At 59.3% G+C, this 17,760-nt stretch carries 16 protein-coding genes; 11 read left to right on the forward strand and 5 right to left on the reverse strand.

Annotated elements, in window-relative coordinates; translation table 11 throughout:
- Together ACQ4WM_RS19465 and ACQ4WM_RS19470 are read right to left on the reverse strand one after the other, a co-directional pair.
- Positions 1-1,029 carry an SPFH domain-containing protein gene (locus ACQ4WM_RS19465; RefSeq protein WP_436548306.1) on the reverse strand — a complete coding sequence of 343 codons (1,029 nt, stop codon included), beginning with the start codon at positions 1,027-1,029 and terminating at the stop codon, positions 1-3.
- Between the two features lie 30 nt (positions 1,030-1,059).
- Positions 1,060-1,446 (reverse strand): DUF350 domain-containing protein, encoded by a 387-nt coding sequence (locus ACQ4WM_RS19470; protein WP_436548307.1) that lies wholly within the window; start codon positions 1,444-1,446, stop codon positions 1,060-1,062.
- A 58-nt stretch (positions 1,447-1,504) separates the two neighbouring features.
- Here ACQ4WM_RS19470 and ACQ4WM_RS19475 point away from each other — a divergent pair, with 58 nt between their 5' ends.
- The 7 genes from ACQ4WM_RS19475 (at position 1,505) to ACQ4WM_RS19505 (ending at position 8,500) form a co-directional block, all read left to right on the forward strand.
- On the forward strand, positions 1,505-3,016 hold the full coding sequence (locus ACQ4WM_RS19475) for a polyamine aminopropyltransferase (RefSeq protein WP_436548308.1): 1,512 nt from the start codon (positions 1,505-1,507) through the stop codon (positions 3,014-3,016).
- Complete coding sequence (locus ACQ4WM_RS19480) at positions 3,016-4,647, forward strand: NAD(P)-binding protein (protein ID WP_436548309.1); 1,632 nt, start codon at positions 3,016-3,018, stop codon at positions 4,645-4,647. The genes ACQ4WM_RS19475 and ACQ4WM_RS19480 overlap by 1 nt, the downstream gene beginning before the upstream one ends.
- A gap of 225 nt (positions 4,648-4,872) precedes the next feature.
- Entirely contained in the window at positions 4,873-5,172 is a 300-nt protein-coding gene (locus tag ACQ4WM_RS19485; RefSeq protein WP_436548310.1) for a hypothetical protein, read from the forward strand.
- A gap of 216 nt (positions 5,173-5,388) precedes the next feature.
- Positions 5,389-5,652, forward strand: coding sequence for a hypothetical protein (locus tag ACQ4WM_RS19490; RefSeq protein WP_436548311.1), 264 nt, complete (start codon positions 5,389-5,391; stop codon positions 5,650-5,652).
- A 63-nt stretch (positions 5,653-5,715) separates the two neighbouring features.
- A complete protein-coding gene (locus ACQ4WM_RS19495; protein ID WP_436548312.1) occupies positions 5,716-5,961 on the forward strand; it encodes a hypothetical protein in 246 nt (81 codons plus the stop codon).
- 531 nt (positions 5,962-6,492) lie between these two features.
- Positions 6,493-7,923, forward strand: a complete 1,431-nt coding sequence (locus tag ACQ4WM_RS19500; RefSeq protein ID WP_436548313.1) for a hypothetical protein — start codon at positions 6,493-6,495, stop codon at positions 7,921-7,923.
- Positions 7,924-7,969: 46 nt separating this feature from the next.
- Positions 7,970-8,500, forward strand: coding sequence for a cysteine hydrolase family protein (locus tag ACQ4WM_RS19505; protein ID WP_436548314.1), 531 nt, complete (start codon positions 7,970-7,972; stop codon positions 8,498-8,500).
- A gap of 64 nt (positions 8,501-8,564) precedes the next feature.
- On the opposite strand, the gene mmsB is transcribed toward ACQ4WM_RS19505, so the two are convergent.
- From mmsB to chvE, 3 genes are all read right to left on the reverse strand, one after another.
- Entirely contained in the window at positions 8,565-9,776 is a 1,212-nt protein-coding gene (gene mmsB, locus ACQ4WM_RS19510; protein ID WP_436548315.1) for a multiple monosaccharide ABC transporter permease, read from the reverse strand.
- The gene (mmsA, locus tag ACQ4WM_RS19515) at positions 9,769-11,307 is read right to left on the reverse strand and encodes a multiple monosaccharide ABC transporter ATP-binding protein (RefSeq protein WP_436548316.1); all 1,539 of its coding nucleotides are present in this window, start codon (positions 11,305-11,307) and stop codon (positions 9,769-9,771) included. Before mmsA ends, mmsB begins: the two co-directional genes overlap by 8 nt.
- A gap of 114 nt (positions 11,308-11,421) precedes the next feature.
- The gene (chvE, locus tag ACQ4WM_RS19520) at positions 11,422-12,453 is read right to left on the reverse strand and encodes a multiple monosaccharide ABC transporter substrate-binding protein (RefSeq protein WP_436548375.1); all 1,032 of its coding nucleotides are present in this window, start codon (positions 12,451-12,453) and stop codon (positions 11,422-11,424) included.
- A 405-nt stretch (positions 12,454-12,858) separates the two neighbouring features.
- Here chvE and ACQ4WM_RS19525 point away from each other — a divergent pair, with 405 nt between their 5' ends.
- From ACQ4WM_RS19525 to xylF, 4 genes are all read left to right on the forward strand, one after another.
- Complete coding sequence (locus ACQ4WM_RS19525) at positions 12,859-14,019, forward strand: fumarylacetoacetate hydrolase family protein (protein ID WP_436548317.1); 1,161 nt, start codon at positions 12,859-12,861, stop codon at positions 14,017-14,019.
- Positions 14,020-14,056: 37 nt separating this feature from the next.
- Entirely contained in the window at positions 14,057-14,824 is a 768-nt protein-coding gene (gene xylB / locus ACQ4WM_RS19530; RefSeq protein ID WP_436548318.1) for a D-xylose 1-dehydrogenase, read from the forward strand.
- Between the two features lie 5 nt (positions 14,825-14,829).
- A complete protein-coding gene (locus ACQ4WM_RS19535) occupies positions 14,830-16,617 on the forward strand; it encodes an IlvD/Edd family dehydratase (protein WP_436548376.1) in 1,788 nt (595 codons plus the stop codon).
- Between the two features lie 94 nt (positions 16,618-16,711).
- Complete coding sequence (gene xylF / locus ACQ4WM_RS19540; protein WP_436548377.1) at positions 16,712-17,686, forward strand: D-xylose ABC transporter substrate-binding protein; 975 nt, start codon at positions 16,712-16,714, stop codon at positions 17,684-17,686.
- Positions 17,687-17,760 lie beyond the last annotated feature (74 nt).

The following is a 17,760-nucleotide window of genomic DNA, read 5'->3' on the forward strand; positions in this document are numbered from 1 at the left end:
TTAGCCGATCAGTTTTTTCAGCAGTTCCGCTTTCGCACCGTCATAGTCGGCCGGCGAAATCAGTCCTTTGTCCAGCAAACCCTTGAGTTTTTCCAGCCGCGCTTCGACCGGTTCCTCGGCTGGTGCGGGAGGTGCTGCCGGTGCCGGTGGCTGCAATGCATTGCCCATGCCTTGCGCCATCACCTGGCCGATTGACAATCCAGCGCCCAGGCCCGCGCCGATGCCGGCCATGCCGCCTTCGTTCTGCGCCGCCAGCGGAATCGCATTGGCCACCTGGAACTTGGTAAAGCCACTCATCTTGTCGGCGCCCAGGCCACCCTTCATGCCGGCCGAGATGCGCTCGTCGAGCGCCGCCTGCAGTTCTTCGGGCAGGCTGATGCTGGCCACATTGAATTCATCGAGACCCACGCCATAGCGGGCAAACGCCTGCGCCAGACCGTCCTTGACCTGCTGCGCCATCAGCGCCTGGTTGGCCGCCATGTCGAGGAAGGGCACGTTGGCGCCGCCCAGCGAGCTGGCCATGCTGGACATCAGGATGCCGCGCAGCTGGTCTTCCACTTCGTCGCGCGTATAGACTTCACGCGTGCCGGAAATTTCGGTAAAGAAGGTGCGGGCGTCGGCAATGCGGTACGAGTACATGCCAAAGGCGCGCACCCGTATCATGTCGAAGTCCTTGTCGCGTATCGTGATCGGCTGCGGCGTGCCCCATTTGCGGCCCGTCTGCACGCGGGTGCTGAAGTAATACACATCGGACTTGAAGGGCGAGTCGAACAGCTTGTCCCAGTTTTTCAGGTTGGTCAGCAGGGGCAGGGTTTGCGTGGTCAGCTTGTGCGTGCCGGGGCCGAACACGTCGGCGATCTTGCCTTCGTTGACAAACACGGCCACCTGCGACTCGCGCACGTTCAGGATGGCGCCGTTCTGTATTTCGAAATCCTGCATCGGAAAGCGCCAGGCCAGCACGCCTTCCTTCTCTTCGTTCCATTGCAGTACATCGATAAACTGCTTCTTGATAAAGCTGCCGAGGCTCATGATTGTGTCCTTGCGAAGGTAAATACGGGGTCAGGAAATGCAGGCGGCGTTGATGGCGCCGATGGCCAGCGCGATGGCGCCCAGCAGGCCGCCAAAAGCGGTGTTGTTCGATTCGATCTGGTCCTTCGACATGCGCAGCAGCCGCGTGGTGACCAGGTAGGCCAGCAGCTGCACCACCATCGCGCCAAACGCCCAGCCGAAGAATTGCTGGTAGTTCGCCGTATGCATCAGCGAGGAAGCGATGGTGGCCGAAAAGCCGAGGATGGCGCCGCCCAGCGACAGCGCCGCAGCCTGATTACCCTGGCGTATCAGCAGCACTTCGTTGTACGGCGTGACGCGCGTGTAGATGACAAAAAAAGCAATCAGCAGCACGGCGGCCAGTAAAAGGTGGATCAGATAGTTTAGGATGTCGTGCACGGCATTCCTCGATTGAGCATTTGATAACGTCCAAGCATATTAGAACAAAACCAGCCCAATGAACAAAAAGATTCTGATTTTATCGGTATTCGTGGTCGCTTCCTGTGGCCTTGCGTATGAGCTGATCGCCGGCGCCATGTCCAGTTACCTGCTCGGTGACTCCATCCTGCAGTTTTCCACGATTATCGGCTGCTACCTGTTTGCCATGGGGGTGGGCGCTCACTTTTCAAAGTATGTGAAAGACGACGAAGTGCTGTCGCGCTTTGTCGATATCGAACTGGCCGTCGGCCTGATCGGCGGCTTGTCGGCGGCGATACTGTTCATGACGTTTTCGTGGATGGCCGCGCCGTTTCGCACTTTATTGTATGTGATGGTATTCCTGATCGGCGCACTGGTGGGCATGGAAGTGCCGCTGGTGATGCGCGCGCTGAACACGCGCCAGACCGAATTTTCCGAACTGGTCAGCCGCGTGCTGACGTTTGACTACCTGGGCGCGCTGGCCGTGTCGCTGCTGTTCCCGCTGGTGCTGTCGCCTTACCTGGGCCTGGTGCGCACGGGCTTTTTGTTCGGCATGCTCAACGTGGCGGTTGGCCTGTGGAGCATCTGGGTGTTTCGCGCCGAACTGAAAAACATGAGCGGCCAGTTCCTGCGCGCCTGCGCCGTGATGCTGCTGCTGGTGACCGGTTTTGCCATGTCCGACCGCATGGTGGAGTGGGGCGAGCATGGCCTGTTCGGCGACCAGATCGTCTATTCCACCACCACGCCCTACCAGCGCCTGGTCATCACGCGCTGGAAGGACGACACGCGCCTGTACATCAACGGCAACCTGCAGTTCTCCTCGCGCGACGAATACCGCTACCATGAAGCGCTGGTGCATCCTGTGCTCGAAGCGCTGCCGTGGGCGCGCCGCGTACTGGTGCTTGGTGGTGGCGACGGCCTGGCCCTGCGCGAGATCCTGCGCTATTCGAATATCGAACACGTTACCGTGGTCGACCTGGACCCGGCCATGACGGGCGCGTTTACCACCCGCCCCGAGCTGGCCGCATTGAATCACAAGTCGTTTTCGGACAAGCGCGTGACCGTCATCAATGCCGATGCTGCAGTCTGGCTGCGCAACAACCAGGACATGTTTGACGCCGCCATCGTCGACTTCCCCGACCCGTCCAGCTTCGCGCTGGGCAAGCTGTACTCGGTACCGTTTTACGACCTGGTGAAAAAACACCTGGCGGCCAAGGGCCTGATGGTGGTGCAATCGACTTCGCCGTTCTTTGCGCCGCACGCCTACTGGACCATCGATGCCACCTTGCGTGAAGTGGGCATGCGCACCTGGCCGTATCACGCCTATGTGCCGTCGTTCGGCGAATGGGGTTTTATCCTGGCGTCGCCGCAGGCCGATTATGTGCCGCCGACCCGCTACCGCCTGCCCATGCGCTACCTGAGTGCCGATACCACGCGCGAAATGTTCATTTTCCCGCCCGATATGCAGCGCTTGCCGATGGCGCCGAACCGCCTCAATACGCAGTCGCTTGTGCATGAATTCGAGCAGGACTGGAATCGGGTGATACGCTGATGCAGCGCCGCTCCTTTATGCTGTGGGCGGCCGGCGGCACGGCGGCGGTGGCAGCTGGCGCCGGCAGTATCGCGGCCTACCTGCGCTGGCAGGAAATCACGCCCAAGATTTTGTATCCGGGCCGCAGCGAGGGGCATTATTTGCGTAACCTTCTGCGCGAGCGCAGGGCGCTGCCACCGCCGTCGCGCACCCTCACCACCGACGTCGCCATTCTCGGTTCCGGCATCGCCGGATTGAGCGCTGCCTGGCGGCTCAACAAGCTCGGTCACAAAGACTTCCTGATGGTCGACGGCCCGCAACCCTATGGCAATGCGGCCGGTGGCCATTTCGGCGACCTGGCGTATCCCACCGGCGGCCACTACCTGCCTTTGCCTTCGCCAGAATCCACGCACGTGCGCGAGATCCTGTTCGACCTGGGCATTATTCAGCGCGACCCGATGGCAGAAAAACCGACCTACGACGAGCGCTATATCCTGCATGCGCCCGAGGAACGGCTGCTGTTCAACGGCCACTGGCAGGACGGCTTTATTCCCGTCGAAGGCGTGCCCGCCGAAGAACTTGCGCAGCACCGGCGCTTTTTTGCGCAGGTGGAGCAATTGCGCCAGGCACACGGCAGCGACGGCAAGCGCGTGTTTGTATTCCCGACCATCGAATCTTCGCAAGACCCGGCCTGGCAGGCGCTCGACACCATCACGTTAAAAGCGTGGATGGAGCAGCACGGCTATACCTCGCCCACCTTGCACTGGTACCTGAACTACTGCTGCCGCGACGATTACGGCACGCGCTACGATCAGGTCTCGGCCTGGGCCGGGCTGCACTACTATTGCAGCCGCTGGGGCCAGGCCGCCAACGCGGGAAACGGCGCCTGGCTGACCTGGCCGGGCGGCATGCAGCCGGTCGCCACCGCGCTGGAACAGGCATCCGGGGTGCAGCGCCATGCCGGCACGGTGGTGTCGCTGACCACTACCGCCAGCGGCGTGGAGGCGCTGTGCTTTGAACTGGTCGACGGCCAGCCGCGCACCTACCTTGTGCGCGCCCGCAAGGCCATCTGCGCCATGCCCTTGTATGTAGCCGCGCGCGTGGTACGCGACATGGCCAGCTATGGCTTTGATTTGAAGCGCCATGTGCCTGCCTATGCGCCGTGGATGGTGGCCAATTTCCTGCTCAAGCGCTTTCCCCATGAACTGCCGCATGCGCCGCTGTGCTGGGACAACGTGGTGTACCAGGAACCGGGCCTGGGCTATGTGGTCTCCACCCACCAGGACATCCGCGTGCGCCCGCCCGAAAAAACCGTCTTCAGCGCCTACGTGGCGCTGTCCGACCGCACGCCCGAACAGGCGCGCAAGTGGCTCGACACGGCCACCCCCGAAGAACTGCTGGCGCTGGCCAGCGTCGACTTGAAAACAGCCTATGGCCGCGACTTTGCCAGCTGCGTCGAGCGCGTCGACATCACCGTGCGCGGCCACGCCATGGCCGCCCCCTTGCCCGGCTTTCGCAGCAATGCCGGCTTGAAAGCGCTACGCGAACACGAAGGCGCGATACTGTTCGCGCATGCGGACCTGTCGGGCTTTTCCGTGTTCGAGGAAGCGGCGTGGTGGGGGGATAGGGCGGCGCGGCTGGCGGCAGTATAAATGTTGGTGCTGACTAGCTCGCCAATTTGAATTCTCACGATCGCAAGCGCGCCGTCTTTACAAACCTTTCCAAAATGTAATAAAACTGGTCCATAAATTATTGACAGTAAAAGTCTTCGGATATAAATTACAAGAGTAAATTTTTATAAAATTTAGTATTTTCGAAGAAATTTATTTTGGTAGTTTTTTATTTGATCAAAGCGGTATTTCAATTCTGGATATACTATGAAAAATCAGTCTGTTGAAAAATTAAAATCGCAATATAAAGTCTTTGTAATTGTCATTTTGACGCTTTCATACCTGATGTTGCCGCTTATTTTTGGAAACAAGATAACAATCTCGCCTTCCGTATTATTTATCGTCGGCATTTTGCCGAACTTATTTTGGTTCCGGTTTGTCAAAATCGACTCCGGAGTGCAATCAGTTGTAACTTTCAGAGGGTTCGTATTACGTACTTTTGCGTCTGCAGCAGCAGCCCTTCTGATGGTGATAATTTACCGTGTGGCGTACAACCTCGGTAGTTGATGTATTTTTGATGGTTTTTATTCGTTTGATAATATATTTGAGTCAACGATCAGTGTCATGGGCAGTTTATTTTGTGACTATTCAGCCGCTATGCGCCTGACTGGATAGGATTGCCAGCGAAGGCGCGCTGCAGGACGGTGACTTAACTTGGGTGGATAGCTTGAGAACGCACTTCGTCAGGTAAACCCCAAGTCGATTGTGAAAAAACATTTCAATATGCTGAAAAATATTGCTACATTTATTCATGAAAAATATGTTCAAAATTTTCATTTTTCTCATTTTTTTGCCATGCACGCAATGGTGCAAGCTGCTCCAATCATTGACTGTCATGCCGAATTTTCTCGTCAAGCATCAGCAGTGTCATCGCTTTCCTTGGTTGATTTTGATAGAAAAATGAACAGTGGATGGCGGGTGCTCGCTGATGCCAAATGTTTTGAAGAAGCTGGAAAAATTATCAAGCAATACATGGAAATAAATTGAACGCAATCTAGCCTTTTTCTTCATCTGCGACAAATTGAGCTGAGATTGGATAGGCGTTCCGAGGTGAAAGAAAGCATTATATTGGCACTTCGGGAAAACGAAAAAATTGATGAAAAATTCAAATTTAATGACTTTTTTCTTGCGCTTGCAGCTTATGCTGAAAATGATATTCAAAAATTCAATCAGCACTATAAAGTAATAGAAGAAAACTCTGATAATTTCAGCAACAAAATGAACCTGAAATTATTAAAATTATACGGGATAAATTTAATGATTCATATCTCAAGATACTGGAAAAAATTTAGATAACTCAGTGGCCGTAAGGAATAAAAAATATTCCTGATTATGTATCTTTCTCAAAAAGTAAAATTTTCCGCTTCAGACATCGCAGCGACAAGACCTTAATGTACGTCTCATCCATACGCAAATAATACAGGCAGCACTTTAGCCCCCTGCAGCAACTGTTTCGCTCGGAGGCGGTCGATGAAGCTCGTTCACGACTCGGTGCGCCAGTGATGTTGCTTGGGCTCTCCGGTTGGGCTTTGACACTGTTCTTCGCCACGTTACTGTCGGCAGCTACGGTATTTGTCTGCACTACCCACTACGCGCGCAAGGAGACTGTGGCGGTGCAGGTCACGCCGGTCGCCTGTAGCTTGCGCATCGGCATTTCTTCTGCTCCCAAGTTACAGGTCGGCGATTTACTCAGCGACAGTTTGAGACACAATTAGGAGGGCCAATTGCTGGCGCAGCGTTCCCTGTTCGAGTGGTTGCGGGATCCGCTGCGCGCCAGCATGAAGCATGGAGGATAAGAGCATGCCAACACGAATGACAGGAAATTCAATGTCACACCTGAGCCTACCCACATCGTTTTTTCGTACAATGCTGGGCGTTTTTACGCTGGCGGGCGCCGTCTGCGGCACGCCAGCCGGGGCCGCGCAAGCGGAGCTTGGCGCTCGCCTGTTAGCCGCCGAAAAGGATGGCAAGCTGGCCTTCTTTTTACCAGAAAGTCATATCGGCACTCCGATGCAAAAGGATCCATATTTTAATGGACCTATTCGCGAAGCCTTTGCGGCCGCCTCGGAACTGTTACTCGAACGTGGCGCCAGTCCTCGGCTCGACTACGATTACCAGCAACGACACTGCACGGTCGAAGGGCCAGATGAGGGCGCGTTGGATACGGAGCTGAACGCTGCCCTGCGCGCTCACCCAGACCCTGTGTTGGAGCGTGTCATGCCGCTGAACGAGGGGATCGAGCACCTGGGCCGCTTTATGCGATTCGAACTGCTGCTGCAAGCGTGGTCTGGACGAGTCTATGAGCAGCCCGCTGGCGGCCCGGCCAAAAACGCGACGACAGTTAACGTACTACCTTCGCAATCGGGACGCCTTATGATCGAGAAGCCGCGCCCATTGCGCTCGATTGACGATACGGCGACGTTTTTCAATGCCTATTGCGCGTTGGTGCCGGCGGAGCGCAGCATCCTGATCCGAAGCTTAATCGACGGCTGGCGGCCGCAGGCTGTTGCGGTGCCGATGCTGCAACCGGAGAGCGGCCTGCGCGGACTCTACCGCTACATCGATGCCCTCTACCGCGCCAGCCTGGACGACATCCGAGATACGCTCGGGTTGGCACCGGCGACTGGCACGGCTGGGCCGGACATGGCGCACGCCGAACGACGCTGGTCTGGTGAGGAGTTGATCAAGCACCACTTCTTGATCGCCGAGCGCAACCGCGCCTGGGTCGCACAACTTCCGGCGGTACTTGCGACCGAGCGCCTGCCATTCTACGCCATCGGCGCCGACCACTTCGCCGACAGCCGGTTCGGACCAGGCCTGATTACGCTGTTGCGCAGGGCTGGTTTCCACGTCACGCTGATCAATGATCGGCCAATGTTGCGCACCCTGCTGGCTCGTCTACCCGCAGCGGCGCGCAAGCCCGACGCACCGGCCTCGAGAGAGGAGGAAGCAGGCCTGCTGACTGGAAAATGCATCCGTATCCCTGGCAATTATTCGTGCTCCTGGGGCGACGCGACGACGATTTACATAGCCACCCTGCCAACGCCATCGTCGTCCAAGGAACTGCTGACCATATGCTACCGGCGCCCTGCCGAGCGTGAGCCGCTGAACCAATGTGTCACCGCCACAGTGCCGCGCGCACCGCAGCGCGTCGCCGACCTCGCGGCGGCGGCGGACATGGCACCTGCCAATGCGGCCCATGCGGCCGCGACAGAATTGCGGCCAGATACCACGCCGCCCCCAAATCGGAGTAACTAATGCGAGATTAACAGCTACGATAGAACCTTATCTTGAAAGGAACACCATGCACCATGCCTTGATTGTGATCGATTTCCAGAACGCCGTACTGAGCGAGCCGCCAGCCTGGCAGGCCGATGCCATGCTCGAGCGCATCGCCGGCCTGATCGCCAGGGCGCGCGCCGCTGGCGTGCCGGTGATCTATGTGCAGCACGATACTGACGGCTCGGAATGGGAAGCTGGTACGCATGGCTGGCAGTTTCCCGAGCGAATCGCGCCGCAGCCACAAGACCATGTCAGTGCCAAGAACTCCTGCGATGCGTTTCGCCAGACCGGGCTGCAGCAGCACCTGGCGCAGGCCGGCATCGACACGATTTATGTATGCGGCTATGCCACCGAATTTTGCATCGACACCAGCGTGCGCCGCGCCGCCAGCCTGGAACTGGCGACCGTAGTAATCAGCGACGCGCATACCACGCGCGACCGCCCGCACCTGGCCGCGCCGGCCATCGTCGAACATCACAACTGCGTCTGGCGCCAGCTGCTCAATCCCGGCAATCCGATTACGCTGGTCACGGCCGACGCCGTGCCGTTCTGACCAGGCGCCCATAAAAAAAGCCGGCGCATGCGCCGGCTTGAACCCCCTAAAGGCTCGAACTGGATTACTTGTTTTTATTGACGACGTCGATAAACACGGCAGCCAGCAGTACCAGGCCTTTGATCACTTGCTGGTAGTCGATGCCGATGCCCATGATGGACATGCCGTTGTTCATCACGCCCATGATAAAGGCGCCGATCACTGCACCCATGACCTTGCCGACGCCGCCCGACGCCGAGGCACCGCCGATAAAGCATGCTGCAATCACGTCCAGCTCGAAGCCGGTACCGGCTTTCGGCGTGGCGGTGTTCAGGCGTGCTGCGAAGATCAGGCCGGCCAGGGCGGCCAGCATGCCCATGTTGACGAAGGTGTAGAAGCTGACGCGCTCGGTCTTGATACCCGACAGGCGCGCCGCTTTTTCATTGCCGCCGACGGCGTAGACGCGGCGGCCCAGCACGGTGCGATTGGTAACAAAGGTGTAGGCGACGATCAGCACCGACATCACTGCCAGCACGTTCGGGAAACCGCGGTACGAGGCCAGCAGGTAGCTGAAGTACACCATCACGGCGGCGAACACGCCGTTTTTCAGCAGGAAGAAAGCGCGTGGCTCGTTTTCCATGCCGTGTTTCATTTGCTTGGCGCGGCTGCGCAGCGAAGTGATGATCAGTGCGGCAGCAGCGATCACGCCCAGCAGCAGCGAGAAGCCGCGCAGATGGTCACCGCCGAACGGGTCAGGCAGGAAGCCCGAGCTCAGCATCTGGAAGCCGTCCGGGAACGGGCCGACCGACTGGCCAGCGAGCAGCGCCAGGGTCAGGCCCTTGAACACCAGCATGCCGGCCAGCGTGACGATAAACGACGGGATCTTGAAGAAGGCCACGAAATAACCCTGCGCACCACCGATGACGGCGCCGGCGATCAGGCAGATAATGCTGGCCGCGACAAAGTTCATGTTGTAGTTGACGATCAGTACCGCCGCCAGCGCACCGACAAAGCCCACCACCGAGCCGACCGACAGGTCGATATGGCCGGCCACGATGACCATCAGCATGCCCAGCGCCATAATGACGATATAGCTGTTCTGCAGCACCAGGTTGGTCAGGTTCAGCGGCTCCATCAGGGTGCCGTTGGTCATGTACTGGAAAAAGCCCATGATGACGATCAGGGAGAGCAGCATGCCGTAGTCGCGCATATTGTTCTTCAAAAAGCCGGCGTAGCTTTTCGCTTCCGGCGCGGCCGCTGGCGCTGCTGGTGCGCCGGCTGTCAGTTTGTTATCCATTGTTCTCTCCGTGTGTGACGATTGCGCGCATGATTCTTTCTTGCGACGCTTCTGCTGCGCTTAGTTCTGCCGCAAAGCGGCCTTCGTTCATGACATAGATCCGGTCGCACATGCCCAGCAATTCCGGCATTTCCGACGAAATCATGATGATGCATTTGCCTTCGGCGGCCAGGTCGCTGATGATGCTGTAGATCTCGTACTTGGCGCCGACGTCGATGCCGCGGCTAGGTTCATCGAGGATCAGTACGTCAGGGCGTGAAAACAGCCACTTCGCCAGCACCACTTTCTGCTGGTTGCCGCCGGACAGATTGACTACCTTCTGCGCCACGCTCGAGCAGCGCGTCTTGAGCTTGCGGCGGAACTCTTCGGCCACGCTGTACTCGCGCTGCTCGTCGATCACCATGTGCTTCGAAATCGCGTCCAGGTTGGCCAGGCTGGTGTTCTTCTGGATATCTTCTTCCAGGATCAGGCCCAGGCCCTTGCGGTCTTCCGTGACGTAGGCCAGGCCGTGGGCAATCGCCTTGCCGATGGTGCTGACGTCGATTTCCTGGCCGTTTTTCAATACCGTACCGCTGATGCGCTGGCCGTAAGCACGGCCAAAAATACTCATTGCCAGTTCGGTGCGGCCTGAACCCATCAGGCCGGCGATACCGATGATCTCGCCCTTTTTGGCGTGCAGGTTGATGCCCTTGATCACGGCGCGGTCGGCGTGCTCGGGATGGTAGACCTTCCAGTCACGCACTTCGAAAATGGTCTCGCCGATGGTGGGCGTGCGCGGCGGATAGCGGTCGGCCATCTCGCGTCCGACCATTTTTTCGATGATGCGGTCTTCGCTGACAGGCTCCACGCGGCAGTCGAAGCTATCGACGGTGTTGCCATCGCGTAGCACCGTGATAGCATCGGCGACGCGCGAAATTTCATTGAGCTTGTGCGAAATCAGGATCGACGAAATGCCCTGGGCTTTCAGGCCCAGCAGCAGGTCGAGCAGGGCCGCGCTGTCGCTTTCGTTCAGGCTGGCCGTTGGCTCGTCGAGGATCAGCAGCTTGACGTCTTTCGACAGTGCCTTGGCAATTTCGATCAACTGCTGCTTGCCCACGCCCAGATTCGTGATCAGGGTGTCGGGCGACTCTTTCAGGCCGACTTTGCGCATCAGGTCGCGCGTCTTGCTTTGCGTGTGTTCCCAGTCGATGACGCCCATCTTGGCCGGCTCGTTGCCGAGGAAGATATTCTCGGCGATCGACAGCTGGGGCACCAGCGCCAGTTCCTGGTGAATGATGATAATGCCGATTTCTTCGCTGTCCTTGATGCCGCGGAACTGGCGCACCTGACCTTGATACTCGATGTCGCCCGAGTAGCTGCCGTGGCCATACACGCCACTGAGCACTTTCATCAGGGTCGATTTGCCGGCGCCGTTTTCGCCCACGATGGCGTGGATCTCGCCGCTGCGCACGCGCAGATTGACATTGTCGAGCGCAACTACACCCGGGAACGTCTTGCGTATCCCGCGCATTTCCAGGATAGTGTTCGTCATATAACCTCTCTGGCACGGCCGCGCCGCATGTTGCGGTCGTGCTGCAGTCTTGTCTTGATATTGCGTGAAGCGAAAGGCCCGGCATTGCCGGGCCTTCAGTACCCGTCTACGAAATTACTTTACTTGCGCTTCGGTGTAGTAGCCGCTGCCGGTAACCAGCACTTGCTTCCAGTTTGCCTTGTCGACGATGACTGGTTTGAGCAGGAACGATGGCACGACTTTCACGCCATTGTTGTAGGTCTTGGTGTCGTTGACGGTCGGCGTTTTGCCGTTCATCATCGCGTCGACCATATTGGCGGTCACTTTGGCCAGTTCGCGGGTGTCCTTGAACACGGTCGAAGCCTGCTCGCCACGGATGATCGATTTCACCGAAGGGATCTCGGCATCCTGGCCCGTCACGACCGGGAATGGCTGCTTCGGCGTACCGTAGCCAACACCTTTCAGCGACGACAGGATACCGATGCTCAGGCCGTCATATGGCGACAGCACCGCGTCGACGCGGGCATTGCCGTAGTAGGCGCTCAGCAGGTTGTCCATACGGGCTTGCGCCACGGCGCCGTCCCAGCGCAGGGTGGCCACTTTTTCCATGCCCATCTGCTTCGAACGCACCACCAGCTTGCCGCTGTCGATGTATGGTTTCAGTACCGACATGGCGCCGTTGTAGAAGAAGTGGGCGTTGTTGTCGTCAGCCGAACCGCCGAACAGTTCGATATTGAACGGGCCCTTGCCTTCTTTCAGTTTCAGCGCCGATTCGATATAGCCCGCTTGCAGCACGCCGACCTGGAAGTTGTCGAACGTTGCGTAGTAATCGATGTTTTTGGTGCCGCGGATCAGGCGGTCATAGGAAATGACCTTGATGCCCTTGTCGGCCGCTTTTTGCAGCACGTTCGACAGGGTGGTGCCGTCGATGGCGGCGATCACCAGCACCTTGGCGCCCTTGGTGATCATGTTTTCCACTTGTGCCAGCTGGTTCGGGATATCGTCGTCGGCGAACTGCAAGTCGGTCTTGTAGCCGCGTTCCTTGAATACCTTGACCATGTTGTCGCCGTCGGCGATCCAGCGCATCGACGATTTGGTTGGCATCGAAATGCCGACTGCGCCCTTGTCTGCGGCGTTGGCCATTGGCATCACGGTCATGCCGGACATGGCCAGCACCAGGCTCGCGCTCAGCATTTTCATTGTTGTTTTCATATTAGGTCTCCACCGTCTTTGAATAGTTGAATGGTCCAGCTTCGCGGTCTGTCGGCCGGCGTGATGCTGGTGGCCAATCCAGGCCACGGCTGATACTAGTTTGTCCAGTGAGACCTCACCAATCAATTTTTTCACTTATGCGATATCCAAATAGATATCACCCCCCTTATTGATGCACTGCGGCATGGATTTTTGTGGGCAGGAAAAAGGGCGCGACCTGGCCATCGGACAGGGTTTTTTTGGTGCGTCGCAATACCAATAATCATCATGCAATTTGGTGATTTTCGTAATTGCGGTCAGGTTGGACGGCGCGCAGAATCGGCCTCACCTGAACTTTGCTCCCTTTTCCCGAAAGCTGCCATGTTGCCGATTTCCCCTGTTTCCCTGCTGCCGCAGGACCTTGCCGACGCCACCCTGATCGGCCGCATCTGGCGCGACGGTCCCTGCGTGGTAGTCGTGCGTGGCGGTGAAGTATTTGATATCACGTCGTCCGTCTCCACCGTATCGGAGTTGCTGGAGCGCGACAATCCGCTCGCCTTCGTGCGCCAGGCGCAGGGCGAGTCGCTGGGACAGGTAGAGCAATTGCTGGCGCAGGCCCTGGCTGCGCCGGCAGGCCAGCCGCTGCTGTTGGCGCCGTGCGATCTGCAGGCCGTCAAGGCTTGCGGCGTGACGTTTGCCGTCAGCCTGCTCGAGCGCGTGATCGAGGAACAGGCCGGCGGCAACGCCGACAAGGCCAATACCTTGCGCGCCGCCCTGCAGGCAACCCTGGGCAGCGATCTGTCGGCCCTGAAGCCCGGCTCGGACGCGGCGCAGCGCCTCAAGGAACAGCTGCAGCAGCGCGGCGCCTGGTCGCAATACATGGAAGTGGGCATCGGCCCCGACGCGGAAGTATTTACCAAGGCACAGCCGATGTCGTCGGTCGGTTGCGGTGCGCAAGTGGGCCTGCTGCCGGCCTCCGCCTGGAACAATCCGGAGCCGGAAATCGTCCTGGCCGTCAACAGCCGCGGCGAAGTGCTGGGCGCGACCCTGGGCAATGACGTCAACCTGCGCGATATCGAAGGGCGCAGCGCGCTGCTCTTGGGCAAGGCCAAGGACAACAACGGTTCCTGCGCCATCGGCCCTTTCATTCGCCTGTTCGACGAGCGCTACACCATCGACACCGTGCGCGACGCCGAAGTGTCGCTGCTGATCGAAGGGGCGGACGATGGTTTCGTGCTCGAAGGCGCCAGCTTCATGCGCGAGATCAGCCGCGACCCGCTCGACCTGGTGCGCCAGACTGCCGGCCAGTACCACCAGTATCCGGACGGCTTCATGCTGTTCCTGGGCACCATGTTCTCGCCCGTGAAAGACCGTGGCGCCCCGGGCGGCGGCTTTACCCACCACCTTGGCGACCGCGTGACGATCGCCAGCCCCGCACTTGGCGCGCTGGTCAATGAAGTCCAGCATTGCGACGCGATCGCACCGTGGCAGTTCGGCGTGCGCGCGCTGTACAGCAGCCTGGCAAAACGCGGCCTGATCTGACTACCCATTAATAATTAGAAACAGAAAGAGACATCATATGCTGCATGCAACCTATCCCAGCCTGGCCGGAAAAAACGTCATCATTACCGGTGGCGGCACCGGCATCGGCGTGGCCATCGTCGAAGCGTTTGCGCGCCAGGGCGCCCATGTCACCTTCCTCGACATCGCCGAGGAAGCCTCGCGCGCACTGGAAACCAAACTTGCCGACCTGCCGCAGCCGCCCGTGTTCCGCTATTGCGACCTGACCGACCTGGCCGGCCTGGCCGCCACGTTTGCCGAGATCGAAGCGACTTGCGGTGCGGCCGATATCCTGATCAACAACGCTGCCAACGACGACCGCCACCAGATCGAAAACGTCACGCCCGCCTACTGGGACGAGCGCATCGCCGTCAACCTGCGCCACCAGTATTTCTGCGCCCAGGCCGTGGCGCCGGCCATGCGCGCCCGGAAAAGCGGCGTGATCCTGAACCTCGGTTCGATTTCCTGGCACCTGGCGCAAGCCAACCTGTCGATCTACATGACGGCCAAGGCCGGCATCGAAGGCCTGACGCGCGGCCTGGCGCGCGACCTGGGCGTCGACGGCATCCGCGTCAACTGCATTATTCCGGGCGCCGTGCGCACGCCGCGCCAGGAGCGGCTGTGGCATACGCCGGAAGCCGAAGCCATGATCCTGCAGGGCCAGTGCTTGCAACTGCGCGTGGAGCCGGAAGACGTGGCAGCGCTGGCGCTGTTCCTGGCGTCGGACAACGCGGCCAAGTGCGCCGGGCGTGAATACTATGTCGACGCGGGCTGGTACGGCGCATGAGCGAGATGAAAATACCGCCATCGACTGCGCCGCGCCGTTTCCGCTCGCAGGACTGGTTCGACAATCCCGACCATATCGACATGACGGCGCTGTATCTTGAGCGCTTCATGAACTACGGGATCACGGCCGAAGAACTGCGCTCGGGCCGGCCGATTATCGGCATCGCTCAAAGCGGCAGTGACATCAGCCCGTGCAACCGCATCCACCTGGACCTGGCCAAGCGCGTGCGCGACGGCATCCGCGATGCGGGTGGCATTCCGATGGAATTCCCGCTGCATCCGATTTTTGAAAACTGCCGCAGGCCGACGGCCGCGCTGGACCGCAACCTGGCCTACCTGGGCCTGGTGGAGATCTTGCACGGTTATCCGATCGACGCCGTGGTGCTGACCACCGGCTGCGACAAGACCACGCCGGCGCAGTTGATGGCCGCCGCCACGGTCGATATTCCTGCCATCGTGCTGTCGGGCGGCCCCATGCTCGATGGCTGGATGGACGGTGAACTAGTGGGCTCGGGCGCGGCCATCTGGAAGGGCCGCCGGCAACTGTCCGCCGGCCTGATCGACAACGACAAATTCCTGCAGATCGCCGCCGCTTCGGCGCCATCGGCCGGCCACTGCAACACCATGGGCACGGCTTCGACCATGAACGCGCTGGCCGAAGCGCTGGGCATGTCGCTGACCGGCTGCTCGGCAATCCCCGCGCCGTACCGCGAGCGGGGCCAGATCGCCTATGAAACGGGGCGCCGCATCGTCGCCCTGGCGCATGAGGACGTGCGTCCTTCAAGCATCCTGACGCGCGAAGCATTTCTGGACGCCATCATCGTCAACGCGGCGATCGGTGGCTCGACCAACGCCCAGCCGCATTTGATGGCGATGGCGCGCCACGCCGGCGTGGAACTGCATTCAAGCGACTGGATGGCGCATGGCTACGACGTGCCGCTGCTGTTGAACATGCAGCCGGCCGGTAAATACCTGGGCGAGCGCTTCCACCGCGCCGGCGGCGTGCCGGCCATCATGTGGGAGCTGCAGCAGGCGGGCCTGCTGCACGCGAACCGCCCCACCGTCACCGGCAAGACCATGGCAGAGAACCTGGCAGGGCAGGAAAGCAATGACCGCGAAATGATCCGTCCGTTTGCCGAACCACTCAAGGAAAAGGCGGGCTTTCTGGCCTTGAAAGGTAATCTGTTCGACTTTGCCATCATGAAAACCAGCGTAATTTCGCCCGCCTTCCGCGAGCGCTATCTGTCGCGTCCCGGCTGCGAAGGTATCTTTGAAGCGCGCGCCATCGTGTTCGACGGTTCTGCCGACTATCACGCCCGCATCAACGATCCGGCCCTCAAGATTGACGACAGCTGCATGCTGGTGATGCGCGGCGCTGGGCCGGTGGGCTGGCCCGGTTCGGCCGAAGTGGTCAATATGCAGCCGCCCGACGCCTTGCTGAAAGCCGGCATATTGAATTTGCCGACGCTGGGCGACGGCCGCCAGTCGGGCACCTCGGACAGCCCGTCGATCCTGAATGCGTCGCCGGAAAGCGCGGTCGGCGGTGGCCTGGCCTTGCTGCGCACAGGCGACATGATCCGCGTCGACCTGGCGGCCGGGCGCTGCGACATGCTGGTCGATGAAGCCGAGCTGGCGCGCCGCACACATGAGCTGCCGCCACCGATCAACGACAGTTCTACGCCGTGGCAGGAAATCTACCGCGCTAGCGTGGGCCAGCTGGAAACCGGCGCCTGCATGGAGCTGGCGCTGAAATACCGCGCCGTGGGCCAGACCCTGCCACGGCATAACCATTGATCCCAACTTTTTCAGCAGCACCCGTAGTTCAAAACGTCGTTAATAAAATCCAACAAGGAGACACACAATGAACAAAATCATCAGCGCCGCCATCATGACCGCCATGCTGGCACTGACCAGCAGCGCCGCCCTGGCTGACGCAAAAAATCCGAAAATCGGTTTTTCCATCGACGACCTGCGCGTCGAACGCTGGACGCGCGACCGCGATTTCTTTATCGCCGCCGCCGAAAAGCAGGGCGCCAAGGTCTTTGTGCAATCGGCCGACGCCAGCGAGCAGCGCCAGATCTCGCAGATCGAAAACCTGATTTCGCGCGGTGTCGACGTGCTGGTGATCGTGCCCTTCAATGCGACGGTATTGAACAACACCGTCAAGGAAGCCAAAAAGGCCGGCATCAAGGTGCTGTCGTATGACCGTTTGATCCTGGGTGCAGATATCGACGCGTATATCTCGTTCGACAATGAAAAAGTCGGTGAAATGCAGGCCGAAGGCGTAACCAAGGTCCAACCGAAAGGCAATTATTACCTGCTGGGCGGCTCGCCGACCGACAACAACGCCAAGATGCTGCGCGAAGGCCAGATGAAGGTGCTGAAACCGTTTATCGACAAGGGCGATATCAAGATCGTCGGCCAGCAGTGGGTCAAGGACTGGAGCGCTACCGAAGCGCTGTCCATCGTTGAAAATGCGCTGACGGCCAACAACAACAAGATCGACGCCATCGTTGCCTCGAACGACGGCACGGCCGGCGGCGCCATCCAGGCGCTGGCCGCGCAAAAACTGGCCGGCAAGGTGCCGGTTTCGGGTCAGGACGCCGATCTGGCGGCCGTCAAGCGCGTGATCGCCGGCACCCAGGCCATGACCGTCTACAAGCCGTTGAAAACCATCGCTTCGGAAGCGGCCAAGCTGGCCGTGCAACTGGCGCGCAACGAAAAGCCGGCCTACAACTCCAGCTATGACAACGGCCTGAAAAAAGTCAGCACCGTGCTGCTGAAACCAACGCCGCTGACCAAGGCGAACGTGAATATTCTGGTTGACGACGGGTTCTACACCAAGGCGCAACTGGGTAACTGATCACCCACGTCATTTTTTACCCCAACGGCGGAAATGCTGGGGTCGGACCCTGAGGGTCTGACCCCGGAATTTGC

This window comes from Janthinobacterium longum, from assembly GCF_051380735.1.
Lineage (GTDB): Bacteria > Pseudomonadota > Gammaproteobacteria > Burkholderiales > Burkholderiaceae_D > Janthinobacterium.